Here is a 26,097-nt window from a genome sequence, read left to right as displayed (position 1 = left end):
GCTTGTAGGCCAGATCACAAGAATTTCTGGTCGAGCGTAGCCGGGCCGGAGGCGTGTCCGGAGATTGGCGCCGCGTGGCGAGGCCGGGTAGCGGGGAGGCGCCGGAAAAAAAAACGGGGACGCCGGGATCAAGAGTTGGCGCTCTCCGGCGTCCCCCAACAACCTCCCCCAGCGACATTGTCGAAGAGACAGGTCGCGTGAAGGCTGCCACAGGACGGTGGGATCCGCAACGGGGACCGGCACGGAGGTGTCGTCGATCGAGAGCCGAACGAGCCGCGGGAGCCGAGGGGGATCCCGCTGCGCTGTGGAGCGTGCGGGAGCGCGACGTGGGTGTGCGACGCGTGCTGGTGCGGGCGGCGCTACTGCGGGCCGGGCTGCGCCAGGCAGGGGCGGCTGCGGAGGCAACGGGCGTCGAATCGACGGTATCAGCAGTCGAGGAAGGGTCGGCGCAAGCACGCTCAGCGACAGGCGAAGTATCGAACGGCGCAGCGGGCGAAGAAAGTGACGGAGCAGTGTCTCCCGCAGGACGGCGGAGACGGCGATGACTACCGGGACGCGGGATCGATCAGCGTGGAGCTGGTGACCGCGTCAGAAGGAGATTCATCGCATGAACATCGGGACATGGTCGATGAGGCTGAGGCCGCGACCGACGACGATCGAGCTGAGGCTGCAAGCGCGGGGGCAGGAGCTGCTGCGGGCGATCCTGCCGCGGCCCTCCCATCCGCGGGCGCTGGTGGCGCTGCTCGAGGGCCTCGCGCTGTGGCAGGGGGATGCGCTGCGCGTTGCTGTGTGTGTGGACGGCAGCTGCGATTCGTCTGGGCTCACGGGTCTGGGACTCTTCGGCGCGACTCTGGATGATCCCGGGAGCCCGCTGGTGCACGCTTACGAGCTCGCTCCCTTGCGTCTTGTCCTCCGTCTCCGACGACCACGGCCGCCGTCGACCGTGCAGTGGGATCTCGATCTGACCGGAGGTGAGAAGTGACGACGTCGGCCTTGACTCGGGCGAATGTCCTGCGGCTGTTTCACGCCGAGGGCTGGCGGATCGGCACGATCGCCGCGCAGCTCGGCCTGCACCACGGCACGGTGCGCAGGATCCTCCAGCACAACGGCGTGAAGCTGCCGGCGCCGAAGCGGCGGACGAAGGTGGATCCGTACCGCGCCTTCATCCGCGAGACGCTCGAGAAGTACCCGAAGCTGCGCGCGACGCGGATCCTGCAGATGGTCCGCACGCGCGGCTACACCGGCCAGATCTCGCGGCTGCGCGAGGTGGTCCGCGAGCTGCGACCCCGCCGGGCCGAGGCGTACCTGCGCCTTGCGACCTTGCCCGGAGAACAGGCCCAAGTGGACTGGGCCGACTTCGGCAAGGTCCGGGTCGGCCGGGCGACGCGCAAGCTGATGGCCTTCGTCATGGTGCTGAGCTGGTCGCGCGCGCTGTTCGTGCGCTTCTTCTACGACGCGCGGATGCCGAGCTTCCTCGCTGGCCATGTGCATGCATTCGCGTACTTCGGCGGCGCCGCGCGGGTCGTGCTCTACGACAACCTGAAGAGCGCGGTGCTCGAGCGACAGGGCGACGCGATCCGCCTCCACCCGACGCTCGTCGAGTTCGCGGGGCACTACCGCTATGAACCCAGGCCGGTCGCGCCGAGGAGGGGAAACGAGAAGGGTCGTGTCGAACGCGCGATTCGCTACCTGCGCGACGCATTCTTCGCCGGCCGCACTTTCGTCGGCCTCGACGACCTCAACGCGCAGGTGCTCGCATTCTGCCAGACCCTCGCCATGCAAAGACTGTGGCCCGACGACCGCGCCCGCACGGTCGAAAGCGCCTTCGCCGAGGAGCGCCCCTTGCTGCTGGTGGCGTCCGGCGAGCCGTTTCCGTGCGCCGAGCAGCAGCCCGTGCGCGCCGGCAAGACCCCGTACGTGCGCTTCGATCGCAACGACTACTCGATCCCGCACACCCACGTCTGCAAGGAGCTCGTCGTCGTCGCCGACGCCGAGCGCGTGCGCGTCGTCGACGGGACGCACGTGATCGCCGAGCACGCCCGCTGCTACGGCGCCGGCGAGGTCCTCGAGGACAGGTCGCACATCGACGCGCTGTGGTCCGAAAAGACCGGCGCCCGGACACATCGGGAGCTCGATCGCCTGCGGCGCGCGGTCCCGCGGAGCCAGGACTTCCTGCGCGCCCTCGCCGAGCGCGGCGAGCCGCTCGCCCGCGCCACCCGTCAGCTCGAGGAGCTCCTCGACGCCCACGGCGCCTGTCTCTTGGAGCAGGCCATCGACGACGCGCTCGCACGCGAGTTGCTATACATCCCGGCGCTGCGCAAGGCGATTGAGCAGCTCGCCCCGCCAGGACACCGGGAGGCGCCGGAGCTCCCGACGCGCCTGCGCGCGATCGTCGTGCGCCCGCACGACCTCCGCACCTACGACGCGCTCACCGCCGAGGAGAACGACGATGGCGACGAAGACACCTGACGCGACGCTGCGCGAGCGCGCCGCCGCGCTCGGGCTCTACGGCCTGCTCGCCCGCTGGCACGCCATCGAGGCCGAGCCGTGGCTGCGCCCGCTCATCGAGGCCGAAGAGGACGAACGCTGTCGACGCAGCCTCGCGCGTCGCCTCGAGGGCGCCAAGATCGGCGCCTTTAAGCCGATCGCCGACTTCGATTGGACGCACCCGCGGAAGATCGACCGCGAGGCGATCGAGGCTCTCTTCGAGCTCGACTTCCTCCGCGAGCACACCAACGTCGTCCTGATCGGCTCGGGCGGCGTCGGTAAGACGATGATCGCCCGCAACCTCGCCCACCGCGCGATCCGGGCCGGCCACACCGTCCGCGTCGTCGAGGCCGCCCAGATGCTCGGCGATCTCGCGGCCCAGCCCGACACCACGCGCCTGCGGAAGCGCCTCCGCCGCTACACCTCTCCCGCGCTCCTCGTCGTGGACGAGGTCGGCTACATGTCCTATGGGCAAGGCTACGCCGATCTGCTCTTCCAGGTGGTCAGCCAGCGATACCAACGACTCTCGACAATCGTAACCACCAACCGGATCTTCAGCGAGTGGCAGGAGGTGTTTCCGAGCGCGACCAGCATCGTCGCCGTCATCGACCGCCTGTGCCACAACGCCGAGGTCCTCACCATCGACGCCGAATCCTACCGGAACAAGGAGACCGTCGAACGCAACACGACCCGCAGAGCCGCCAGGCGCTCTCGTCGCAAATCCTGAGCCGCCACGGTCACCCTCGCTCGACGCCGGCCTCGCCGGCGTTTTCTGCCGCCGATTTTCGCCGCTGATTTCTGCCGCTGGATTTACGCGGATCTACGCCGTCGTCAACAATTACGAGGGTTGTCCCGAAAACAGCCAAATTCGCGACAAATTCGAGACGACTTTTTGAGGCAAGCGGGAGATCGCGCTACCGCGCATCCGGGTCCTGGCGTTGCCGTGGACCACCCGCAAGGCCAAGCCTCGTGGCCGCCGGACGGCGGGCCTTCGAGCCAAGGCGAAGCGAGCGCGCCATGCGACTGTTGTTCACCGCCGCGCGCGACCTCTGATCTCGAGCGTGACGACGTGCCGCGTCGTCGCGTCCGAGGTGGCAGGTCGAGCGTCGAGACGATCGAACGAAGGCAACTGTCGAGGAGCAGCGTCGGATCGAGCTCGACGTGTTGCACCTCGGCGAGCTCGACACGTCGGCCGACGTCGATCGCGAGCGTGAGCCGAGCGGGCCTTGTGCAGGCTTTCCGCCCCACCGGACCAAGCCCCGGGGCCGGTGGCCGCGCGGCCGTCGAGACAGATAGTTGGACGGCCGTGGCGTTGTTCGAGCCGATCGCGGCTTATCGAGAGGCGTGAGCGCGGCGAGCCGCCTCGTCGGGGTAAGCTCGTCCAAACGTTGATGCTCCTGGCTACCGAGACGGGATCGCGGACTCCGCGGCCGTCGAGGAAGATGGCACACACCATGAAGATGGGTACCGCCGACGTGATGTGCGACGTGTTCCCAAGGTCACCTGCCCTGGACGCCATGTTCTTGGAGCCGGTTCTAGCGCTCGCGCCGCAGTACCTCGATCAGCGCCGGGTATGTGAAGTGCATCTCGGTGTAGCCGCCGGACGCACGGAAAACCTCGCGACCGGTGGCATCGATGAATAGGTGAGTCGGATAGCTGTTGATCCCGACCGTATGCCGCCAGCCATCGTCCTTGGCAATCGTCGTGTGGAACCCCGCGCCCTCGTGCAGCGCCGCAATTCCGTCGGGATCGCTGGTCACGACCAAGAACTGCACGTCCTTCCGTCCGCGGTAGCGCCGCTGCAGCTTCGCCAGCTCGGGCGCCTCGAGCCTGCATCCGGTGCACCACGGCTCGGTCGCTATCACCACGATGACGCGCCCACGCAACGAGTCGCTCGAGATCCGGCCGCCGCTGCGCAGGTCGAGCTCGAACGGCGCGAGGGGCTTCGGCGGAGCGGCCCGCGCGGCGAGCACCTCTGCAATCCGTTCGTCCTTCCACTCGCGGTCGAGCCGCGCGATCGTGCGATCGAGATCGGCCTCTTTCCCGCCCCGCGCGCGCATGAGCTCGAGCAACCGGTCTCGGCATGCCCGCGCCCGCGCCCCCTCCCGTACTATCGCGCGCGCGAGGATCTGCTCGGCGTGGCGGAAGTCGCCGTCGCGCTCGGCCAATTCGGCAGCGAGCAGCGCGATGTCCGGCCGCGTCGGCCAGAGCTCGTTTGCACGCGAGATGTCGGCTCGCGCCTCCTCCAGCCGCGCCGCGCGCAGATGCACGAGCCCGCGGGCGTGATGGGCGAGCGCCTGCGAGGCCCGTCGATGTCGCTCGAGCTCGTCGGGTGCGACCACCATCTCGAACCCGGGTGGCATCTCGCGCGCGAGCGCGACCGCGCGCTCGGCGAGTGCACGCGCGAGCTCGAGGTCGCCGCCGCGGCTCGCCACGAGCACCGACGCCTGGGCGTCGTACCCCATCCCGAAGGGCGCCTCGAGCACGGCGCGCGCCACCGCTTCGACCCGCTGCAGCGGCGCTCCCGGCTCGCACTGCAGGAACTCGACGAGCGCGGCCGCCGTCGCCGCGCGCAGCGACGAGTCGCGGATCCTCGGCCGATCGAAGAAGGCGTCGACGGGCGCGCGCGCCTGCACCAGCGTGTCCGCCTCGGGCAGCGTGCCCGCCTCGTTTGCTAGCCTGCAGTCCCCCACGGCGCCGAACACCGACGCCGCCTGAAAGTCCCAGCGCTCGACCGCACGCGCCCCGGGGAAACGCCGACGCACGTCGTCCTGGATGGCCTGCGCGGCCTCGGCTGCCCCGAGCGACGACAGACCGTCGGCGAGCTGCGCGAGCGCGTCCGGATCGGTGCGGTGCTCGTCGGCGAGCGCCGCGAGGTCGCCGACCATCGCGCTGCGCAGCGAGGCGTCCTGACGCACGCGAGCCTGCGCGCGCAGCACGGTGAAGGCCAGCGCGTCGGGGCGCCGCGCCAGCGCCCGCTCAACGAGCTCGACCGCCAGATCGACTCGGCCGAGGCGTAGCCATCCCTCGGCCGCCCTGACAACGGCGAGCGTCCCCGAGGGCGCGGTCCGCTCGGCGCGGGCCACGAGTTCCTGCACTTGCTCGAGGCTCGGTCGCATCGGCGGCGGCGCGGACCCGAAGCGGAAGAACACGAGTCCGACTTGCTTCGCGTGCACGAAGTCCCGCACGCTGTCCGGCAGACCGGGAACAGCCGCGAGCGCAGCGAGCCCGTTTTCGTCGCTCTGCTTTGCCAGCACCTGCGCATGCAGCCACACGGCGTCGGGATGATCGCCGAGTTGTCTGCGGGCGCTCGCCACCAGTGCAACCGTCTCTTGCCGCGGAAGCATGCTCGAGCGCTCCTGCGCGTGCAGCAGGAGCGACCACCCGGATCCGTCGGGGACCGCCTCGCGGTGCGCCGCGAGCGCCTGAAGGTCGCTGTCCGCGAGCGCGGCCACGGCCGCGAGCCAGCGCAGCCGGACGTCGTCGGGAGAAGCCGCGAGCTGCACGTCGATGCGGGCTCGCGCGGCTTCGATGCGCTCTTCCAGCAGCAAGTCGCGAATCTCGTCGGCCATACGCGCGCTCGCCTGCGGGTCGAGCGCCCCCGCACGATCTGCCTTGTCTGGTCGCTCCACGGCCGGCGGATCCGGCCGCCGACACGCGAGCAAGACGGCGCCGAGGGCAGCCGTCACCCCGAGAACGCGCAGCGACCGGGTTTGCAGCGCGGTCGTCGCATCGATGCCTTCGGTGCTGGGTTGGAGTCCCACATCCGGCATGTTGCCGCGGAACTCGCCGGTCTCAAAGCGCGACATAGCAACCGCGCGTAGCGTCGACAAGCTCTTGCGACGGCCGCGATCGCGGCGGGGACGGTCAGGACGGTAGCCGCATCTGGAATGGTTCCACTTGGGGCCGTCTAAGACCGTGCTAGCCATTGTTCTAGTGCTCCGACCGCGACGTAGTGATCTGGCTGATTCTGAACACCGCTCGGGCTTGCTCCTTGGTGAACCGCCAAGTGATCTTCCGCCGCCGGCGGTGGGCGTCCTTGTTCCACAGAGACGTTCGACGGCGCAGTTCGGAGAGAGAGCCGATCCGAAGCCGTCCAAGGCATTCACGTGACCATAAGCTCGCCTCGTTCTCGGCAGGGTTGAGCCAACTCCCGTGCTTGGGAGTATAGTGCACGGTAAACCGGCTCCAAAGCTCGCGCCCCGCGTCATCGCCGAAAGCGGTGCATAACGAGTTCTGGCGGTGGGTGTTAAGATTGTCCATGACGAGGTGAATTGTCCGCGCCGAACGATATCGTTGAGCTATCTTGCGGAGAGCCCGAGCGAACTGCTTCGCCGTGCGGTTCGGCGTCGCATAGGTCAGGTGGCGCCCTGCCTTGGGTTCGACGATGCAGAAGACATTTGCGGTTCCGCGCCGCACGTATTCATAGTCTTGACGGGCCATGCGGCCAGGTGAGGCTGGCCGGCCAGGTCGAGCGGGGTCTCGAAGCACGACCGGTCGTTCATCCAGAGCGACGACCGGCTCCGACGCGTCGGCTGGTCGCGCCAGGGTGTCGAGGACGTCGTCCATCCGCGCGACGTACTCCTCGTCGATCTGAGGAACGCACCACATTTTTTTGGCTCTTCAGGGTTTGTGGTGGATACCGCTGACTCAGCGCGTGATCCCGGCAGGATAGAGGTCGAGGCCGCCGAGGTGGAAGTAGATCGCAGCTCGGAAGCGGTCGCGGTTACGGAAGCCGCGGGCGACGTACTTGAGCTTCTGGATGACCGAGTTAAGGCCCTCGGCAGAGGCGTTGGTGATCCGTTCGGTGGCTGCATGGATGATGCCGCCGAGGTGATTTTTGACCATGCGCGCGGCGGCCTTCATCGGCTCCAGGCGAGAGCGGATAGCCCAATCGTACCACATGCCCCATTGGTCCCGCATGTTGCTCGGCGAGGTGTGCTCCCAGACCTCCATCGCCGCCTCCTTGAGCGCCCACGCGCGGGCCGTCCGCAGCGAGCTCGTCCGCAGCGCCTCGAAGTCGTCCCAGACCTCCTTGCTCATCCGTTCGGGGTTGCGCAGCCAGAGGTACTTGGTGCCCTTGAGCCGGTTGTCGCCGAGGCCGTGGAGAGCGCGGTGTTCCTCGCGTCGCACGTGGTCGACGGCTTGACCGAGGCGCGCGGCGACGTGGTACTTGTCGAAGGCGATCTTCGCGTCGCCATCGGGGATGGCCTCGCGGACAGCTTGAATGTAGGGCTCGTGCATGTCCATGACGACCACGGAGACCGCAGCCCTCTCTGGGCGCGAAAAGCCGCTCAGGAAGCCCTTGAGGGCCCCCTTGCCGCGTCCGTCGGCGACGTGGATGACCCGCTTGCTGGCGGACTTCGGGTCATGCACGATCGTGACGTACTCGTGGCGCCGCTGGAAGGAGGTCTCGTCGACGGCGAGCATCTCCGGCAGCGCGACCTCGCGGCGCTCGAGTCCGCGTTGTACTGCACGCTCCTGGACGCCGGCGACCTGATCCCACGAGAGCCCGAGGCGCTCCGCGACCACTGCAATCGGCGCATCGCGGAGCCAGTCGATCACGAGCGCCTCGAACAGCGCGGTGAGCCGAGCGCTACCGTCCGCCCATGAGACGCGCATCGTGAGCGTACCGTGCTTCGGGCACGACGTCCGCGGTACGCCGGCTTCGATGATCGTCCGATACTGACACGTATCGAGGTGCCGCCATCGGCGAGTCCGCGTATCGTGACGGGGAACAGCCTGGCCACACTCCGGGCACGTCGTCGGCACATCGGGGTCGTGCTCGACCTCGATGACGATCTGCCCCTGCCCGAGCTGCAGCTTCACCGCAGCAACTCTCCAGGGAGCCTCGATACCGAGAATTCGGGCGTAGAGTTCGGTCTCTGCCATTTCGCGCACGATATCACGGCGCGATTTCGCGCGCAACCTGCGCCACCCTCAACCCTGAAGAGCCATTTTTTTCCCGCCACGGTTTGAGCGCGTGGTTTTTCAGCAACACCCGGATCGTCTCCCGGCCGACTTGGTCGACGAGCTTGCGTTTCATGCACTCCTCGACGATGAGCATGATTGTCCACCGAGCGCGTCCTTCAGGAGGTGGCCCGCAGACCATGGCGACGATCGCGGCTTCTTGCCGAGCATCGAGCTTCCGCGGTGGGACCGGTCGCTTCGCGTCCTTGAGCGCGACCTCGACGCCCGCAGCGAGATACCGCTCTCCAACCCGCCGAACCGAGGGGACCGCCGATCCAACCGCTGCCGCCGTCGCCGCCAGCGTCTTCCCCTCGTCCAGCAACTGCAGCATGCGAATTCGCTTCCAGGTCCGCACCGTGAGCCGCTCCCGGGCTTTTCGGCGCAGGAGCTCTCGATCCTCGTCCTTGAGCTTGAGTCCGGGGAACCGGGGCCGCGGCTTCTTCTGCCTCATGGCACCCGTAGATCACGTTCCAGGTCAGAGCGCAAATTCGCGCATCGTTTTCGGATCGCTACCTTACGGTCGCAGCACTAGGTCGGCGTTAGATGTCGGGCATTGGTGATGTGGCAGGTGCGCTGGTTTCAGACCCGGGGGCATGAGCTCGCGCGGCCGGCGGGCTGAGCTCGCGCCGCCTCAGGGCTGCCCCTGGCGGAAAGGGCGCGTCCGCCTCAACAGTGCAGCCAGAAAGCTCGCTAGCGCAAGAATCTGTCACAGGTCCTGACCTGTGACAGACTCTGGGACGAAACGTGACCAGCGAAGATAACCGCAGAACAAACCGAGCAAAGTCAACCCCGCGCGCATTTTCGAGAATTCAGGACTGCGCTGGCATTGGCGCGGAGTTTGCTAATACTTGGAATTTGTTCCACAGATACTGATTCGTCACCTCATGGTGGGGGAACTGCATCTCCGCCGGCTTGATCCGCGACCCTCGGCGCGTAGCGACGCCACGAGCCGATCGGGGTGTGACTGGAGCGCGAGCTGCGCCATCTACTTTCGGACTTCAACCGGGTCGACGCTGCGCCCTGCCGAGCCACCCCGCCCGCCTCCGGCGCCGTGCCTGCCGCCCGAAGGTGGGCCGCAACGATCCGTGCCCGTGTGGGAGCGGCTCGAAGTACAAGCGCTGCTGCGGCGCTCTCGAGTTAAGCCGGCCGGTCGAGCCACCACAGGCTGCCGTGCGCCACGGACTCGCGCGGCGCCCCGTGGATCGCGCCGGACCGTTACTACGCGGCCGCCTGTGTCGCCACCGCGCGGTGGTGCCACAGATTCAATCTGTGTCACGGACCAGGATGCAAGGAGACAGAACGAGATACCTACAGAGTAGGCCTCAGGACGGGCAAGTCCACGCGTAGTTTTGAGAAACGAGGGCTGCGCTGGTGTTGGCGCGGGACTTGCCGGTTTTTCGCTCAGTTCTTCTCGATCTGCGAGGGCAGCTTCGACGCCGCCATGATCGCCGCCGGCGCCGCCCCGTGACCGGCGGGCCCGACCACGCCGGGGCCTCACTCGCCCCGGCGCGGGATCAGGGGCCCGTCCGCTGACATCGCAGCAGACGATGAAGCGCGGGCGCGGCCCCGGCTCGGTGGTGACCACCACCCCCGGAAGTACCGCCGCGGCTACGCGCCCGACTCGTTCAGACCGAGGCCCGGGTGCCAGATCGGCCGCGCCCCGCGGGCCCGCTCCATCGCGTCGAGCAGGTGCAGCGCGCCCAGGCCGGTGGCGATGCATGCCTTTTCGGCCATGTCCTTCTGGGCAGGCGAGATGAACACGTCGTCGGCGCGGGTCGCATACACCGCGCACACCGCCCCGGCCACGAACCCGCGCAGGGTCGCCAGCGTCAGCAGGCACGCCGTCTCCATCTCGAGGTTCTTGACGCCCTGCCGGGCCAGGCGCTCGACGATGTCGGGCTCGCGCGGCGGGAAGCCGGCGATCGCCCGGCCCTGGCCGGCGTAGAAGCTCGGCGACGTGGCCGTCACGCCGACGTGGTAGCGCTGGCCGATCGCGTCGGCGGCGGCCGCCAGGGCCATCACCGCCTGCGGGTCGGCGACCGCGGGGTACGAGTCCTCCACATAGAAGCGCGTGGTGTTCTCGAGCCGCAGCGCGGCCTGCGAGATCACCAGGTCGCCGAGCGCCATGCCCGGCTGGAGCGCGCCGGTGCTGCCGCAGCGGATCATCACCGGCCGCTCGACGCACTGGCACAGCTCGACGATCGCGATCTCGGTGCTCGCGGCGCCCATGCCGGTGCCCATCACGCTGACGCGCAGGCCGTCGTGGCGGCCGGTGATCGTCACGTACTCGCGGTTCGAGCGCTCGAGCTCGACCGCTTCGAAGTTGCCGGCGACCCGGCGGGCGCGCTCGGGGTCGCCGACGAGGATCACGTGGCGGGCCACCTCGCCGGGCTTGAGGGCGATGTGGTACTGGCGGCCCTCGGCGTCGCGGACGTTTGTGGCGGACTCGTAGCCTTGCGTCATGTCTGCTCCTGACCTGTCCCGACGACCCTGTCGAAGGGGACATCTTCGTCCCAGCCGGCGACGATCGCCACCGACGCGCTGGCGCCGAGGCGCGAGGCGCCGGCGGCCAGCATGGCCCGGGCGGCCGCGGCGTCGGCGATCCCGCCGCTCGCCTTGACCCCCAAATTTGGGCCGACGGCGGCGCGCATCCGCTGGACCGCCGCGACCGTCGCCCCGCCCGGCCCGAAGCCCGTCGAGGTCTTCACGAACCGGGCCCCGCCGGCCACGCTGAGGCGACAGGCGACGTCGATCTCCTCGGGGGTGAGCAGCGCGGTCTCGAGGATCACCTTCGTGAGGTGTTGACCGCCGGCCGCGCCGACCACCCCCTGGATGTCCGCGAGGACAGCCGCCTCGTCGCCGTCGCGCAGGGCCCCGAGCGCGATCACCATGTCGAGCTCGTCCGCCCCGTCGGCCACCGCCCGGGCCGCCTCGGCGGCCTTGATCGCCGGCGTATTGGCGCCGAGCGGGAAGCCGATCACCGTGCAGACCTTCGTGCGCGCGCCCAGCGACGCCAGCGCGCGGCGGGCCAGCACGACGCGAGACGGCTGGACGCACACGCTGAAGAACCCGCCCTCGTGGGCCTCACGGCACAGCTGCTCGATCTGCGCCGCGGTCGCGGTCGCGCGGAGCAGCGTGTGGTCGATGGTGGCGGCCAGCTCGGCGCGGCGCATCGACCTCAGTTGCGGCACTCGGCCAGCTCTTGATTGATGTCGTTCGGCAGGTCGGGGCAGTCCTCGAGGTCCTCCGCGGCCTCCCCGCCGCAGCCGAGGCGGGCCAGGTCGGTGCAGGACTTGCTGTTCAGGCAGCTCGCGAGGCGGTTGTTGACCGCGGTACGGCAGTCGAGCTGGGCCTCGTAGTTGGCCTCGGCGTTCTTGAACAGCGCCTCGATGCAGGCCTGCTCGCCCTCGTCCGGGGGCGCCTCCGCGCGGCACTCCTCCTCGGACGAGTAGCCGATGTTGCCGCAGGCGCACCCGGCCACTGCCGCGGCGACCAGGGACTCGTTGAAGTCGTCGACGTGCGGGCCGACCCCGCAACCAGCGGCGAACGCGACCAGGACGGACACGATGGGCATGGAGAGGCGCTTCATGGGCAGTTCGCTCCTGCGGCCGTGACGGCCGGCGGGGCGGACGATAACAGCAGGGACCGCGTGCGACAACCGCGTTGTCTACCCGGTGACCGCCCGCGACCTGGTACATTGCGCGCACGTGATGGTCGCTCGCTGGTTCTGGTCCTTCGCCTTCACCCAGCTGGTGGAGGTGCCGATCTACCTGCGCGCGCTGGGCGGACCCGACCGCGTGCCGTCGCTCGCGTGGCCGCAGCGGGTGGGGCTCGCCTTCCTCGCCTCGGCGCTGACGCACCCCTACGTGTGGTTCGTGTTCTTCGGGGTGTTCTACTCGCGCGCCTACGAGGACCTCGCCTACCGCTGGCCGTTCCTCGAGACCCACCGCTACACCGTCTACTTCCTCCTCGCCGAGACCTTCGCCGTGGTCGTCGAGGCCCTGCTGCTGCGGGGCTGCGGCCTGAAGCGCGCCTTCTTGTGGTCGCTGCTGGCCAATGCCACCAGCGCCGGCCTCGGCTTCTTCAGCCGCTACCTCATCGGCTGGCCCGGGTGACATGTCAAAAAGGACAGGACTCTGGGGCCCTGTCCTTCCAACCATGCCCCAGAAGACATGCTCGTTCGCTCAGTAGCGGCGGGCCGGCGGCGGCGGCGCGTACTGGTTGTGGCGCTCGCTGGTGGCCGGGAACGGCCGCGGGTCGTGGGGCGGCGGCGGCGAGAAGTACGGGTCGACGATGATTCCGCGGGCGCGCAGGTTCTCGGCGCTGTCGTAGTAGACCGTCATCATCACGTCGGGCCGGCGCTTGTGGCGGCGCTCGAACGTCACCTCGCGCACCGAGCTGTAGGTCGTCTCGCCGTACTGGGTGCCGAGCCGCGGGCTCGGGTCGTACGGGGAGGCCGCCTCGGCCTGCGCGGAGCCGCCGCCGTGCGGGGCCGCGGCCGCGCGCTTGGCCTCCGGCGCGTCGGCCGGGGCGGGCGGCGGGGCCGAGCGCATCTGGCTCTCGACCCCGCCGGCGTCGTAGTCGCCGTAGTACGGCTCGTAGTACGGCCGCGTGGCGATCGGCGGCGGCGGCTGGCGCCGCAGCTTGCGCGGCTGGTGCTCCTTGAACACCGCCACCCCGATCACGCCGACGTGCTGCGGCGTGCCCCAGCGCCCCGAGTAGCTGTTGCCGACGTCGGTGAAGCGGAACGCCGCCACGTGGTCGAGCGACTGGCGGAAGCCCTCGATCAGCACCGAGCCGTACGGCTCGAGCACGTAGCCCCGCTGCGTCTTGTAGTTGCCGAGCTGCCCGCTCACCACGTCGCGCCCGTCGACCGTCACCACCGCCTCGACGCGCTCGCCCGAGTTGTTGCGGACGCGGATGTTGTAGCGCTCGCCCATCTGCCCGGCGACGAACACCGAGCCGCCGTGCTGGTAGGTCGGCAGCGCCCCGCCGTACCCGCTCTCGATCGTCAGCGACACCTCCTGGCCCCACGGCGGCGCCACCATCTGCCCCGAATCGCTCCACGGCCGGTGGGCCTCGGCGACGCCCGGTCCGCAGGCGAACACCGCCGCGCCGAGGAGAAGGGTCGCCATCAAGCCGAAGGACTTGCTGCTGGGTCGTCGCATGATCGTCTGTCTCCGCAGGCCCGCCGGGGGCAGGGCGAGGCCGTCCGCCGGCCTCGCGCCCCGAACGCCCCCCTGTCCGCGCGGCTTACAGCCGGCCGATCCGTGAAGATCGTCACGCCTCCGGCCCCCGGGTCGCGAGCGCCCGCGCGCTACCCTTCGCAGCCGTGCCGCTCCGCCGCTCCGCCCTCGCTGTCGCGCTCGCCTTCGGCCTGTCTCTCGGGACAGCTTGCAAGGGCCGCGGACCCGCCGCGCCCGAGCCCGGCGCCGCGCAGGTCGCCATGGGCTCGTGGCAGGAGTGGCTGCTGCTGACGCCGCTGGTCGACGCCGCCCGCTCGCACGCCGGCCCCACCACCGTCGCCGCGCTCGAGAAGGCCAGCAAGCTGCTGCAGGACGGCAAGGCCCGCAGCGCCGACGAGGTCCTCGCCGCGCTGGCCGACAGCGAGGGCCGCCACTGGATCACCGTCGCCCGCGCCGACCTGGCCGCGCTCTACTTCACCACGTGCATCCGTGGCGTCGCCTGGCGGCTCGTCGACCTCGACCCCAAGACCCCGCCCACGCGCAAGAGCGACTACAGCGAAGACACCAAGCTCGGCCCCGGCGACATCGCCGTCGAGGCGATGCTGACCAACCTCGACGCGGCGCTGACCGCCAAGGAGCCGATCCTCCAGACCCAGGCGCGGATCGCCCGCGCGCGCGCGACCGCCTACGTGTCGCGCTGCCCGCCCTCGAAGGAGGCCGCCGAGATGGCCCAGGGCGTGCTCAAGGGCGACCTCGCGGCGCTCGCGGCCGAGAACCACCTCACCCCCGACCTCGCGTTCCTGTGGGCCGGCGTGCAGATGGGCGAGTACTCGGGCGCCGCCGCCAAGCCGTTCCTGCTGCTGGCGCGCGAGGGCGGCTACGACGAGCCGACGATCTCCACCATGCTCGCCGTCATCGCCCTCGAGCAGCGCGAGTTCGCGGCCGCCGACAAGCACGCCGCCGAGGCCGAGGCCAACTACAAAAAGCTCGGCGACGTCGGCCAGCAAGCCCAGGCGCTGTTCCTCCGCGGCGAGGTCGCGCGCAACAAGGGCGACCTCAAAGCCGCGCGCGGCTTCTACGAGGCCGCGCGCAAGCTCGACGGCACGCACCTGCCGTCGCTGCTCGGGCTCACGCGCATGACCCTCGCCGCCGACGGCCAGAGCGCGGCGATCCGGCAGCTCCAGGCCGCCTTCCCGTCGATCCTCCTCGAGGGCCCGCTGGTCACCGACAAGCTCGAGCTCGCGCTCGACAACCTCGAGGCCTACGTCACCCTGCCGCAGGAGAACGACCTCATCACCGTCTGCCGTGACGCCCTCCTCGCCGACGTCGAGTCCGAGAAGGACCTCATGCGCCGCGGCCTGCGCTACTTCTTCGCCGCCACCATGGACGCCCGCCTGGCCGAGTACGACCACGCCCGCTCGCACGCCGTCCTCGCCCGCGACGAGTTCGACAACGCCAAGATCCCGCCGCCGATCGACATTGGCGCGTTCATCGAGCGGCTCGACCGCGTGCAGTGACGGGAATGCGCCGCCGAGCCTCGAGGTTTCGTCGGCATATGCGAACCTCCGCAACCTTTGTCTCGCTCACGCTCCTCGCCGCCTGCGGCGACGGCGAAGAGGCTTTCACGCAGCCGGAGATCCTCACCGACCAGAGCGGCGCCGTATTCGGCTGGGAGTGCGACGACGACGGGCGGTGCCGGCTGAGCCTGCTCGACGGGTCGCCGCCGCTGCCGGTCGACGACTGCGGGCCAAAGCTCGAGCCCGGCTACAGCTATTCGTGGAACCACATGATCGAGCTGTCGGCCGTGTGCGCCGATTCGCAGGGCTGGGTCAGCTTCGCGCGCCTCGGCCGGTTCGTCGTCTGCGAGTCCGACAGCGACTGCCCGCTCATCGGCGACGACGCCTACGAGTGTAACGCCGGCTTCTGCAAGAACTCCGACCAGGCGGAGTCCTTCGACGATCTGCCGAACCGCTGGGCGATGGAGCAGATCTGCCTGGGCCACATCCCGCGCTACGAGCCCTACGAGCCCTCGCCCGAGCTCGCCGCCGCGATCGACGAGGCCTGCCCCGGCGGGCCCAACGATCCCTGCCCGAGCCTGCCCGCAGGCTGCCCCGACCCGCGCGGCTGAAGGCCGTCGGAACGGCGATTCTCCGCGCCCGCCGGCCCTTTACCCGCCGCTCGCCTGCGCCGCGGCGGGCTCGTGTTAGGATGCCGCCATGCGACGTCTCGCGGTCCTCCCGCTGTTCGCGGCCGCCTGCATCATCGGCGAAGATCCGGTCGAGGAGCTCAACCCCGAGCGGCTGACCGATCAGAGCGGCGCCGTGTTCGCGTGGGACTGCACGCAGTACACCGGCTGCGAGGTGCGGCGGATCGAGGGCTCCGCGCCGCTGCCGAGCTGCGACGGCGACGAACGGCCGTGGTACGGCTACTCCTGGTCGCGCTTCATCTCGATCGACGGCGCCTGCGTGGTCCCGGGCGGCTACGGCGCGTGGGAGTTCGTCGACGAGTGGAGCCGCATGGTCGTGTGCGAGACCGACGCCGACTGTCCGCAGCTCAACTTCTTCCTCGACCCGGACGAGTTCGAGTGCCGCGCCGGCTACTGCCAGAGCACCGACCACATCGCCTACCCGCCGGAGGCCCTGCCCCGCCGCTTCGAGATGATCGACCTCTGTCTCGGCGACGTCGCCCGCGAAGACGGCTGGAACGACAGCCAGGAGTTCTGGGCCGCCCTCGACGAGGCCTGCCCCGCCGACGAACCGCTCGCGCCCTGCAAGTCGCTGCCCCCGGGCTGCCCCGACACGCGCGAGTGACTCACGGCGGCGTTCGTGCGCCTCCGCGAGTCGCTGCGCTCGCGTCCCGCCCGCGACGAGTCCGCGCCTGCGAGTGATGCGAGCGCTGATCCGCGAGTCCGAGCCCGCACGTGCCGCGAGCCCATCCCTCGCGGTCGCCGCCCGCTCAAGCGATGAGGCCCGAGCGCGCGTCCTCGGGCAGGTGCTCGAGCGCCGCCGCCAGTTGGTCGCGCACCGCAGCCGCGATCTTCTTGAGCAGCGCCTGCGCCTGCTCCTTGTTGCCGCCGGCGTCGACGAACGCGTCGTACTCCATGCGGGCGAACTCCAGCATCACCACCGGACCTGGCTGAAGGGACAGCAGCGGCCACGAGTAGCGCTCGACCGCGTGCTCGGCGTTGGGCGACAGCCGCCAGCGGTTGGCCAGCATGAAGCGGTCGTGGCCCTCGAGCGCCGCGGCGAGCGGCGCGCCGAGCTTGCCGATCACCGCGTCGCGGCTGGTCAGCAGGCGGTGCTGCAGCTTGAACGCCTCGAGCCGCTCGCGCCGGTCGTGCGGCGGGTAGCGCGGGTCGTCGCGGCGGAACGCCAGCCACGACAGGAACTCGTGGTTGTGCCGCCAGGCCAGGCGCTGGGCCTCGATCTCGGCCACCAGCTTGGCGATCCGGTTCGAGTGGCGGCGCTTCAGCGACACGCCGGTCTCGGTCATCATCTCGCGGATCTCCCGCGAGAACAGCGACAGCGAGGTGTGGCTGCGGGCCTCGTCGATCGCCTCGAGCGCGAGCCCGACGCCGAGGCCGACGTGCGCCGCGATCTGGATCGTCGTCACCACGATCCGCTCGTACAGGATCGGCATCACCTGCTTGAGATCGTCCTGCGCGACCGTGCGCGCCTTCTCGAGCGCCTCCTGCTTGGCCGCGGTCAAGCTGCGGCGGAGCTCCGCCACCGTGGGGTCGTACGCCGGATTGTCCGCGTGCGCGAGGAAGACTTCCTTCGCCGAAGCCATGGAGCGCTAACAGTAAGCAACATCGCCGCGCCTGGCTATAACTTGGCGAGAACGGGCGCGGATCGTCGGCGCCGCGCAGATGCGGGCGGCCACGCGCGGGCCCGCCCGGCCGTGCGCCCCCCGCGAAGGCCCCCGCGGCGCCTCCGGCTGTGTAAGGATGGCCCGCTGCCCCGCGTTTTTCGGGCCGAGCGCCGGGCGAGACCACACCCATCCCCGGGACGTTCCCCGCCCCGCCGGAGCCACCATGCCGCACGCGCGACGCCTCCTCTGTTCGACCCTGTCCCTCGCGCTCGTCACCGCCTGCAACCCGCCGGCGCCAGCCGCCACCGAGGGCCCGGTCGGCCCCGGAGGTACCCCCGTCGCCCCTGCAGACCCCAAGGGCGAGGCCGTCGCCGAGCTGACGAACTTCTCCGGCCCGGTCGGCGCGCGCACCGAGGACCTGCCCGAAGGGACATTCCTCGGCCCCGGCGCCAAGCTGCGCGCCGGCCAGACCCTCCTCGTCCCCCGCGGCACCATCGTCGAGATCCGGCTCAGCGGCGGCACCGTGCTGCGGATCAACGAGGACACCCGGCTCACCCTCCCCGACGCGCCCGACGCCCGCGCCCTCGACCTCGACCGCGGCGAGCTCGTCGCCATCGTCGCCGCGGGGCAGCCGCCGCTGGCCCTGCGCGCCGGCGCCGACACCTTCGACGTCTCGACCGGCGAGGCCCGTGTCCTCGCCCGCGGCGACCGCCGCAGCTACGACGTGGTCTATGGGTCAGCTCGCCTGCGCACCGCCGGCCAGGACGTCCCGCTCGGCCCCGGCGCCCACGTCGACACCCCGCTCGCCCCGCAGCAGCCGGCCCAGCCCGAGGTCAGCCTGCGCCCGCTCGAGGACACCGCCTGGTCGCGCGCCTTCGAGGTCGCCGCGCGCATGGCCGACGCCGTGCCCGCCGGCGTCGGCAGCCTCACCGCCCGCCGCGCCGGCAGCCAGACCGAGCTCTACAAGCTCGCGCTCGTCGATCAGAAGGTCCACGTCGCGATCTCCGGCCGGATCGCGCGCACCGAGATCGAGCAGACCTTCTACAACGAGGCGGCCGAGGTGCTCGAGGGCACGTACCGCTTCCCGCTGCCGGCCGACGCCTCGATCTCCGGCCTCCAGCTGCTGGTCGGCAACACGTGGATGAACGCCGAGATGCTGGAGAAGCAGCGCGCGCGCGCGATCTTCAAGCAGATCGTCGACGCCACCATCCCGCGCGACCCGGCCCTGCTCGAGTGGGAGCGCGGCAACATCTTCAAGCTCAAGATCTTCCCGATCCCCGGCCGCGGCGAGCGCAAAATCCGTCTCAGCTACACCCAGGTGCTGCCGGTCGTCGGTGACGACCTGCGTTACCGATACCCGATGACCGGCGCCAGCAGCGGCGCCAGCGGCACCGAGATCGAGAACTTCGAGTTCGCCATCGAGGTCGACAAGTCCGAGCTGCCGGCGACCGGCGAGCTCGTCACGCCGATGGCCGCGCTGCAGCGGCGCGACCTCGGCGACCGCGTCGAGCTGGCGACGAAGTCGCAGCGTTTCCGCCCGGTCCACGACCTCGGCGTCGACATCCCGCTGCCCGAGGGCGAGCGCCGGGTCCACACCGAGACCCACCTCGACCGCGACGGCCAGGCTTACTTCATGCTGGCATTCAAGCCAGATCTGAAGCTCGCGGCCAGCGACCGCCCGCGTCACTTCGCCTTCGTCCTCGACCGCAGCCACAGCACCACCCCCGACCTGTGGACCGTCGCGCGCAGCCTCGTGCAGTCGACCGCCGCCACCTTGCGCGACGGCGACCGCATCACCGTGCTCGCCTGCGACGCCGCCTGCGACGTCGCCCCCGGCGGCCTCGGGCCCGCCTCCGGCGCCCACCTCGCCGAGGTCGAGCGCTTCCTCGACGGCCAGCTCCTCGCCGGCGCCAGCGACATCGGCGGCATGATGCGCGCCGCCGCCGCCGCTCTCGGCACCGACGCGGCTGACCCGAAGGCCAGCCAGGCCGAGCGCGTGATCGTCTACCTCGGCGACGGCAGCCCCAGCGCCGGCGCGCTCGCCCCCGACGAGCTGCTCCGCGACGTCGAGCGCCCGCTCGCCGGCACGCGCGTGCAGGCCGTCGCGCTCGGCGCCCGCTCCGACCTCACCGTCCTGTCGGCGCTGGCCCGCAAGACCGGCGGCGACCTCCTGCGCGCCGACGCCAAGGACGACCTCCGCGGCCTCGCGCGCGAGCTCGGCCTGCGCGCCGCCCTCCCGGTCGCCCGCAACGTCGACATCAGCCTGCCGCACGGCATGGTCTACACCCACCCCGAGCAGATCGCCGGCGTCCGCCCCGGCGAGACCATCACCCTGGTCGGCAAGCTCAGCCAACCGGTCCACGGCCCGCTGACGATCCAGGCCACCGGTCCCGACGGACAGGTCGTTTCGGACAGGATCCAGGTCGACCTCGAGGCCGCCCCGGGCCCCGACGCCTCGCGCCGGGCCCACCTCCCGCGCACCTGGGCGCGCGAGGAGATCGAGGCGCTCACCGCCGGCCGCGGCCACGCCGCGCGCGCCGAGATCATCGACCTCTCGCGCCAGTACACCGTGCTCTCGCGCTACACCGCCCTCCTCGTGCTCGAGAACGACGCCATGTACCGCGAGTTCAACGTCGTACGTCAGTCCGGCCGCACCACCGGCTGGACCGGCAAGCTCGAGCCCGACAAGGCCGACGCCAAGGGCACGGTCGCCCCGACCGGCGGCGTGCCCGTGGCCACCGCGCCGGCCCCCGCGCAACCTGTCCCGAAGGACATGGAAGCCGCGCGCCCCGAGCCCCGGCCGGCGGAGAGCCCGGCCTTCGATCCGGCCCCGCCGCCGGCGCCGATGGCCGACGCCGCGAGCAGCACCCGCGAGAACAGGGGCAAGAACGCGGAAGAAGAGCTCTACGACAGCCTGGCCGGCGCGCAGGAGCGCGACGACGACCGCCGCGCCCGCGGTGCCGAGCAAGCCCCGGCCGCCGAGCCCGAGGCGCCGATCGATCTCGACGACGCGCCCGCCGACGAGAAGGTCGCCTCCCGTCCCGCGCCGACCTCGACGCCCGCGCCGGCCCCGGCCAAGAAAGAGGCCGCCAAGTCCAAGATGGACATCGCCGAGAGCTGGGACGGCGACGCGATCGCCAGCGGCGGCGGCGTCGGTCGCGGCTACGGCCCGCGCCCGTATCGCCCCAAACCTGTCTGGAAGGTCAGCCCCGCGACCGCCCCCACGGCCGCCACCACCGCCAAGATCGACGCCCTGCGCCGGGCCGTCGACATCGACCCGACCAGCCGCTCTGCGCACCGCAAGCTGGTCCAGGCGGCGATCCGCGCCGGGGCCACCGACGCCTTCACCTACGCCCGCGCCTGGGCCGAGGCCGACCCCGACCACGCCCCCGCGCTGATGGCCGTCGCCGACCTCCTCGCCGCCCGCTCCGACCCCGCCACCGCGCGCGCCTACGCCTCCGCGGCCGAGGTCAAGCCGTTCGACAAGGCGCTGCACCAGCAGCTCGCCCAGGGCTTCGCCAGCAAGGGCGACCTCGCCCGCAGCTGCGCCCACCGCCGCGCCCTCGTCAGCATCGACCCGGCGCGCGCCGGCTTCCGCGTCGACCTCGCCCGCTGCCTCTCGGGACAGGGCCGAACAGACATGGCCCGAGAGACACTCGCTGCCGCGCCCGCGCGCACGGCCGAGATCACCCGGGCCCTGCGCGACCTCGACCTCGGCACGCTGCGCCCGCAGCTCCCGGACCTGCCCGGCGGCGCCGACCTGCGCGCCAGCCTCGTGTTCACCGGCGTGGGCGACGTCGACATCGCCGTCGTCGACCCGAGCGGCCGCCGCCTGAGCGCGCTCCGCCCCGACGACGTCCTCGTCGCCGAGACCGCCAACGCCGAGGAGCTGATCTACCGCAGCGTCCGCAAGACCCTGGCGATCGAGGTCTCGCGGCTCTCCGGCCAGGGCGCGGTGACCGGCCAGCTGACCCTGCGCACCCCGACCGTCACTCGCACCTACCCCTTTACCCTCGACCAGGGCAGCTTGCGCCTCGCCACCGTCGGCTACAGTCTCAATTACGGCCGCGTGTACTACGACGAGTGACGCACGACCGAGACCCTCAGCCGACTACCGACGTGCCCGCTCGTTACGCCACCGTCCTCCTCCTCGTCGCCGGCCTCGCCGGCTGCAAGACCGCCGCGCGCGCCGGCGCCGGCGAGCCGGCCGTCGTGCTCGACCCTGCGGGTCCCGAGCCGACGGCGATCGGCGACCTGCCGATCTTGCGGCAGAAGGCCGCCATGGGCCTCGTCGACGTCGTCCGCGCCGAGCTCGTCCCGCGGCTCGCGGAGGCGCCCGACGCCGGCCCGGATCCCGGGCGCGACGCCCTCCGCGCCCTCGCCATCGAGCTCGCGCTGCGTCAGGACGACCAGCCCGCCGCGCTGAAGCAGCTGCAGGTCCTCGCCCGCGACCTCGACCGCCTCGGCCCGCGCGCCAGCGGGGCCGAGCGGGCCCGCTGGCACATCCTCCACGGCGCCCTGCTGAGCGCGCAGCAGCGCTACGCCGAGGCTCGCGGCCAGGACCTCGAGGCGCTGGCCGCCATCGACCTCACGCGCGAGCCCGGGCTCGCCGGCGACGCCTTCCGCGGCCTCGCGCGCGAGCAGCTCGCCCTCGGTCAGCCCGACAAGGCGCTCGAGTCGGTGCGCCGCGCCATGGCTGTCCACAAGGACAGCCTCGATCGGTTCGAGGACGGCGTGCTCGCGGTCGACATCCTGCTCGCCGCCGGCCAGCCGGTCGAGGCGGTGATCGCCGCCGGCAAGCTCTACGACGACGCGATCGCCACCGTCGGCCCCTCGACCCTCGCCCACGCCGAGGCGCTGGCGGCCGCCTCGTCCGCCACCTTCGCCTCCGGCGACCTCGAGGCTGCGATCACCTTCCTCGCCGACGCCCGCAAGATCTGGGGCGAGCTCCAGGCCGCCCGCAGCGACCCCAGCTTGCCGCTCAGCGCCCACCTCGAGCGCCGCCTCGGCGAGCTCGACGTCGTCACCCGCCGCGCCGCCGCCAACTCCGCGCCCGCCGGCAAGGCCGGCGAGTAGCCGCAGCCGCTCGCCTCGCCGGCTCCGCCCTGCATCCACGAAGACCGCGAACAGCCGTGGCCGCCAGCATCGCCGGAACCGGCTCTGCAGCGACGACGACCGCTCGCGTCACGCGGCCGCGGCGCAGCCTGGTGCGGGCTCGGCGACGCGCTCGACTCGTCGCAGGCCGCACGACACACCGTCACATGTCCCCAAAGACATCTCCTGCCTCACGCCCGCGCGGCCTGCCCCTGCGGGCATCGCCTCTCCGCGCTCGACCTGTCCCGGCGGACATCTCCGCACCCACCGCCCCCGGCGTCGGCGCCATATGTCCCGAGAGACAGCTCGCTACGCGCCATTTTGACCCGGGGCGTGGGCGCGCCGACCGGGCTTTTTGGACAGGCGTGTAACAACCGGAGGCGGTGATAGAGGTCACTCGCAGATCTGCGGGTGCGTCACGCTGTCGTCACGAATTACGCCGATCGAGGGCCTCGTCGCGGGAATAAAACGCCGCCGTGGATCCTGGGCCTCAGGGGATCCCCCGACGAGGGTGCGCTTCGGTCGTGGACTTGAGCCGGAGGGCGCCTGCGGGTACCTTGCCGCGAACCATGTCCGGAACCACCCGCCATGCAAGCATCGAGCTCGAGGCTCCGCGGACTGGGCTTCTCGCCTTCCTCCGCGACTTCCACAACAAGACGATCTTGTTCCGCGCCGGTGACTGGATCTTCGTCACCTACGGCATGATCGCCGGCCTCGCGTTCCTCGTCGGCGTGTCGACGGCGACCTGGTACATGGGCATGGTCGGGGCCGACACGGCGCAGACGGCCGGCTTCTACCTGTTCTTCGCCATCCCCTCGATCCTCATGGTCTCGCGCCTGACGAGCATTTTGCTCGAGTGGCGCGAGCTGTTCCGAAAGCCGCTGCAGACCCTGCTCAAGCCGGGCTACATGCTGCACGGCGGCATCTTCGGCGGCATGATGGCGTTCGCCGGCTACTCGCTGTTCACCAACATCAGCCTGCTGGCGCTGCTCGACGCGGCCGGCTTCTGCATGCCGCTCGGCGAGGCCATCTGCCGGCTCGGCTGCTACGTCTACGGCTGCTGCTGGGGCCGCCCGACCGACAGCCGGTTCGGCGTCGCCTACACCAGCCCGCACAGCAAGGTGCTGCGCTTCCGCCCCGACCTGCAGGGCGTGAAGATCCACCCGGCCCAGCTCTACGCGCTGACGGCCCACCTGGTCCAGTTCACGATCTTCTACGCGCTGCTGCCGTTCAAGGTGTTCGACGGCATGTTCGCCGCGCTGTACCTCATCAGCCACCCGGTGATCCGCTTCGCGCTCGAGCGGTTCCGCCAGGACGACCGCGGCAAGGTCGGTCGCTGGACGCACACCAACATCTACAGCCTGATGATGATCGCCTTCGGCCTGCTGGTCCTGGTGTTCGGCCTCGCCAGCGACGCCAGCAACCTGCCGATCAACCTCCAGCTGCGCTACGTCCACGTCATCGCCAACCCCGCGTCGATCCTCTACTTCGTCTTCATCTTCCTCGCGGCCTGCGCAGCCTTCGGCGTCCACTACAAGTCGGTCGGCTCGTGGCTCAGCAAGCCCTCGGGCGGGGTGAAGGTCGACATCAACGAGATGGGCCTCGGCGCCAACGACCGCGATCGCTGACCGGCGCCCCGTGAAGGCCCCCGACGGCCCGCACCCGCAAGGGGCGGGCCGTCGTCGTTTCTGCGGGCATTCCCTCCAATTGCCGGCGCCCCGGGGCGGACGCGCGCACTTGCCCCGCGGACGCACGCGGGACACCCTCAACGTGTGCGCTCGTCGACCCGTACGGCTTGCCTGCATCACGCGGCGTCCCCATCCGACGAGCCGGGCCGTGCTCCAGGGCCCGCGCCTGCCCGATCCGCGGTTGCGGCGAAGCGAGTGATTCGGCCGGCCGGGGGCTGGCCCGTCGGCGACACCGAGATCATGCCCCGATCGCGCTCCGCGATCGCTCCTGCTCCAGGTCCGAGGTGTAGGGCCGCGTGCGAGCTCGCTCTGTCACCTGGCCGTTCGACCATGTCCTTTGGGGCCCTCAGCATCGCCGCCGTCTGCACGCTGCTCGCCGCGTGTCGCGAGCCGGTCGGCGGCGGGCCCGAAGTTCTCGCGGAGGCCTGCACGGTCACCGAGCCCACGCGGGTGGTGGCCGCCCCGCCCGGCTTCGTCGCCGACCCCGCGGTCTGGTACGGCCTGGAGGTCCTCGGCGATCACCTCCTCTTCACCTTCGACCGCTTCGACGCCCCCGACCGCGTCTACTGGCGCTTCGATCGCTGCACCGGGGAGCTCGCCCCGTTCCCCGCGCTCGCGCCCGGCCTCCACAACCCCCACGCCATCACCACCGCCGACGGGCTCGTCGTCTACGCCAACGACGCGATCGGCAGGCCGTATATCCTCGGCCGCCTCGACGGCGACGAGGACCACGAGGCGCGGCCCGTGCCGGGCCTGCCCGAGAGCCTCGACGGCGCCGCCTCCGCGGGCGTGAATCCGGCGCCCTTTCACCTCTTCTACGAGCGGCACCCCAGCGAGCGCGGCGCGTACGCGGCCGGGATCGGCGGCGCCACCACCACCTGGTACCGCCACGACGGCGACCCCGACGTCCCCGCGGTCGCCCTCGGCGAGTTCGTCCTGGTCCGGGGCATCGCCGGCGAGTTCGGGCAGTACCACGTCCTGTACGACGACGGCGAGCTGCACCGCCTCGACATCCTCACCGGCGACAGCGAGCTCCTCCTCGCCGGTGTCCGTCACTTCCAGCCGCTCGCCGAGCAGAACAAGGTCGTCTGGCAGGAGCTCGGCGACGACCTCGTCGAGACGATCTACGTCCACGACTTCGCCACCGGCGACGACCTCGCGATCGCCGTCAACGACTTCGCGCAGCAGTCGTGGCTGCGCGACCCGGAGCAGGGCGACCTCGGCGGCGTCCGCGTCAGCGACCACGGCGACCTCGTCGCGCAGCCGGGCCCGGACCGCGTCCTCGTCAGGGTCGTGCGCACCACCGACGCCGAGAGCTTCGCCATCCCCGAGCACATCAGGTTCATCGGCTTCGCCGGCGAGCAGATCATCCTCCTCACCGAGGACGACCCCGAGCGCGTCCTGGTGCTGTGGGACCCGGTCGGCGGCGGCGTGCGCGAGTGGTACCGCGGCGCGGACGTCACCGTCGCCCTGCGCCGCGTCGACGGCGACCAGGTCGAGTACTTCCAGGGCGATCCCGGCGATTCCGACACCGGCACCCTCTGGCGCGTCGATCTGAGCACCGGCGAGCGCGAGCGGCTGCTCGTGCGCACGACCTGGAACCCGCTCGAGCTCGCCGACGGCCGCTACTTCATCGCCTTCGACCGCCAGGTCCTCCTCGGCCCGCCGCTGTCCGGCTCGGCCTACGTCGCCGAATTCACCCGCGACCTCAAGCTCGTCGACCCCGGGACCAGCCTCTACACCGCGATCGCCGACGACGTCACCGCCTACGCGCTCCTCCCCGACGTGGGCGTCGCCTACCTCGCCCCGCAGGGCCCGGCGCCCGGCGTGTGGATCCATCCCCTCCCGCTGAAGCAGTAACC

At 70.9% G+C, this 26,097-nt stretch carries 20 protein-coding genes and 1 pseudogene; 12 read left to right on the top strand and 9 right to left on the bottom strand.

The window, feature by feature from the left end; genetic code table 11:
* Nucleotides 1–607 precede the first annotated feature (607 nt).
* The 3 genes from NAEX_RS27415 to istB are packed head-to-tail and all read left to right on the top strand — an operon-like array spanning nt 608 to nt 3,214.
* The gene (locus NAEX_RS27415) at nt 608–982 is read left to right on the top strand and encodes a hypothetical protein (protein WP_096327535.1); all 375 of its coding nucleotides are present in this window, start codon (nt 608–610) and stop codon (nt 980–982) included.
* Nucleotides 979–2,469 carry an IS21 family transposase gene (istA, locus tag NAEX_RS27410; RefSeq protein WP_096330435.1) on the top strand — a complete coding sequence of 497 codons (1,491 nt, stop codon included), beginning with the start codon at nt 979–981 and terminating at the stop codon, nt 2,467–2,469. The genes NAEX_RS27415 and istA overlap by 4 nt, the downstream gene beginning before the upstream one ends.
* A complete protein-coding gene (gene istB, locus NAEX_RS27405) occupies nt 2,450–3,214 on the top strand; it encodes an IS21-like element helper ATPase IstB (protein ID WP_096325670.1) in 765 nt (254 codons plus the stop codon). Before istA ends, istB begins: the two co-directional genes overlap by 20 nt.
* An 808-nt stretch (nt 3,215–4,022) precedes the next feature.
* On the opposite strand, the gene NAEX_RS27400 is transcribed toward istB, so the two are convergent.
* From NAEX_RS27400 to NAEX_RS27385, 4 genes are all read right to left on the bottom strand, one after another.
* Entirely contained in the window at nt 4,023–6,296 is a 2,274-nt protein-coding gene (locus NAEX_RS27400; protein ID WP_170136047.1) for a redoxin domain-containing protein, read from the bottom strand.
* A gap of 124 nt (nt 6,297–6,420) precedes the next feature.
* On the bottom strand, nt 6,421–7,098 hold the full coding sequence (locus NAEX_RS27395) for an IS630 family transposase (RefSeq protein WP_096325584.1): 678 nt from the start codon (nt 7,096–7,098) through the stop codon (nt 6,421–6,423).
* Between the two features lie 39 nt (nt 7,099–7,137).
* On the bottom strand, nt 7,138–8,379 hold the full coding sequence (locus NAEX_RS27390; RefSeq protein ID WP_096326274.1) for an ISL3 family transposase: 1,242 nt from the start codon (nt 8,377–8,379) through the stop codon (nt 7,138–7,140).
* 13 nt (nt 8,380–8,392) lie between these two features.
* Nucleotides 8,393–8,908 (bottom strand): helix-turn-helix domain-containing protein, encoded by a 516-nt coding sequence (locus NAEX_RS27385; protein WP_096330433.1) that lies wholly within the window; start codon nt 8,906–8,908, stop codon nt 8,393–8,395.
* Between the two features lie 608 nt (nt 8,909–9,516).
* Here NAEX_RS27385 and NAEX_RS54640 point away from each other — a divergent pair.
* Nucleotides 9,517–9,588: pseudogene (locus NAEX_RS54640) on the top strand (SEC-C metal-binding domain-containing protein); the annotation flags it as partial.
* Between the two features lie 477 nt (nt 9,589–10,065).
* On the opposite strand, the gene NAEX_RS27375 reads toward NAEX_RS54640, so the two are convergent.
* From NAEX_RS27375 to NAEX_RS27365, 3 genes are read right to left on the bottom strand one after another with little or no spacing between them, the layout of a single operon-like run.
* Nucleotides 10,066–10,920 (bottom strand): nucleoside phosphorylase, encoded by an 855-nt coding sequence (locus NAEX_RS27375; protein ID WP_096330431.1) that lies wholly within the window; start codon nt 10,918–10,920, stop codon nt 10,066–10,068.
* Complete coding sequence (gene deoC / locus NAEX_RS27370) at nt 10,917–11,630, bottom strand: deoxyribose-phosphate aldolase (protein ID WP_096330430.1); 714 nt, start codon at nt 11,628–11,630, stop codon at nt 10,917–10,919. Before deoC ends, NAEX_RS27375 begins: the two co-directional genes overlap by 4 nt.
* A gap of 5 nt (nt 11,631–11,635) precedes the next feature.
* On the bottom strand, nt 11,636–12,031 hold the full coding sequence (locus tag NAEX_RS27365) for a hypothetical protein (protein ID WP_143140334.1): 396 nt from the start codon (nt 12,029–12,031) through the stop codon (nt 11,636–11,638).
* Between the two features lie 133 nt (nt 12,032–12,164).
* Between NAEX_RS27365 and NAEX_RS27360 the strand changes: the two genes are divergently transcribed.
* On the top strand, nt 12,165–12,572 hold the full coding sequence (locus NAEX_RS27360) for a hypothetical protein (RefSeq protein ID WP_143140333.1): 408 nt from the start codon (nt 12,165–12,167) through the stop codon (nt 12,570–12,572).
* A gap of 69 nt (nt 12,573–12,641) precedes the next feature.
* On the opposite strand, the gene NAEX_RS27355 is transcribed toward NAEX_RS27360, so the two are convergent.
* Complete coding sequence (locus tag NAEX_RS27355) at nt 12,642–13,625, bottom strand: hypothetical protein (RefSeq protein ID WP_100792821.1); 984 nt, start codon at nt 13,623–13,625, stop codon at nt 12,642–12,644.
* Between the two features lie 164 nt (nt 13,626–13,789).
* Here NAEX_RS27355 and NAEX_RS27350 point away from each other — a divergent pair, with 164 nt between their 5' ends.
* From NAEX_RS27350 to NAEX_RS27340, 3 genes are all read left to right on the top strand, one after another.
* Complete coding sequence (locus tag NAEX_RS27350; protein ID WP_096330426.1) at nt 13,790–15,160, top strand: tetratricopeptide repeat protein; 1,371 nt, start codon at nt 13,790–13,792, stop codon at nt 15,158–15,160.
* A 38-nt stretch (nt 15,161–15,198) separates the two neighbouring features.
* The gene (locus tag NAEX_RS27345) at nt 15,199–15,771 is read left to right on the top strand and encodes a hypothetical protein (protein WP_096330425.1); all 573 of its coding nucleotides are present in this window, start codon (nt 15,199–15,201) and stop codon (nt 15,769–15,771) included.
* Nucleotides 15,772–15,859: 88 nt separating this feature from the next.
* Nucleotides 15,860–16,453, top strand: coding sequence for a hypothetical protein (locus tag NAEX_RS27340; RefSeq protein ID WP_096330424.1), 594 nt, complete (start codon nt 15,860–15,862; stop codon nt 16,451–16,453).
* 145 nt (nt 16,454–16,598) lie between these two features.
* Here the strand turns inward: NAEX_RS27340 and NAEX_RS27335 are convergent, their stop codons facing one another.
* The gene (locus NAEX_RS27335) at nt 16,599–17,432 is read right to left on the bottom strand and encodes a hypothetical protein (protein ID WP_096330423.1); all 834 of its coding nucleotides are present in this window, start codon (nt 17,430–17,432) and stop codon (nt 16,599–16,601) included.
* Between the two features lie 244 nt (nt 17,433–17,676).
* Here NAEX_RS27335 and NAEX_RS27330 point away from each other — a divergent pair, with 244 nt between their 5' ends.
* The 4 genes from NAEX_RS27330 to NAEX_RS27315 all read left to right on the top strand — a co-directional run bounded on the left by NAEX_RS27330 (nt 17,677) and on the right by NAEX_RS27315 (nt 26,095).
* Complete coding sequence (locus tag NAEX_RS27330) at nt 17,677–21,540, top strand: VIT domain-containing protein (protein ID WP_170136046.1); 3,864 nt, start codon at nt 17,677–17,679, stop codon at nt 21,538–21,540.
* A 32-nt stretch (nt 21,541–21,572) separates the two neighbouring features.
* Entirely contained in the window at nt 21,573–22,529 is a 957-nt protein-coding gene (locus NAEX_RS50785; RefSeq protein WP_096330421.1) for a tetratricopeptide repeat protein, read from the top strand.
* Between the two features lie 587 nt (nt 22,530–23,116).
* Nucleotides 23,117–24,175, top strand: a complete 1,059-nt coding sequence (locus tag NAEX_RS27320; protein ID WP_096330420.1) for a prolipoprotein diacylglyceryl transferase — start codon at nt 23,117–23,119, stop codon at nt 24,173–24,175.
* A gap of 390 nt (nt 24,176–24,565) precedes the next feature.
* Nucleotides 24,566–26,095 carry a hypothetical protein gene (locus NAEX_RS27315; RefSeq protein ID WP_096330419.1) on the top strand — a complete coding sequence of 510 codons (1,530 nt, stop codon included), beginning with the start codon at nt 24,566–24,568 and terminating at the stop codon, nt 26,093–26,095.
* Nucleotides 26,096–26,097 lie beyond the last annotated feature (2 nt).

The organism is Nannocystis exedens, from assembly GCF_002343915.1.
GTDB classification, from domain to species: Bacteria; Myxococcota_A; Polyangia; order Nannocystales; family Nannocystaceae; genus Nannocystis; species Nannocystis exedens.
Note: the sequence above shows the minus strand (reverse complement) of the source record. Positions and strands in the feature narration are given on the sequence as shown.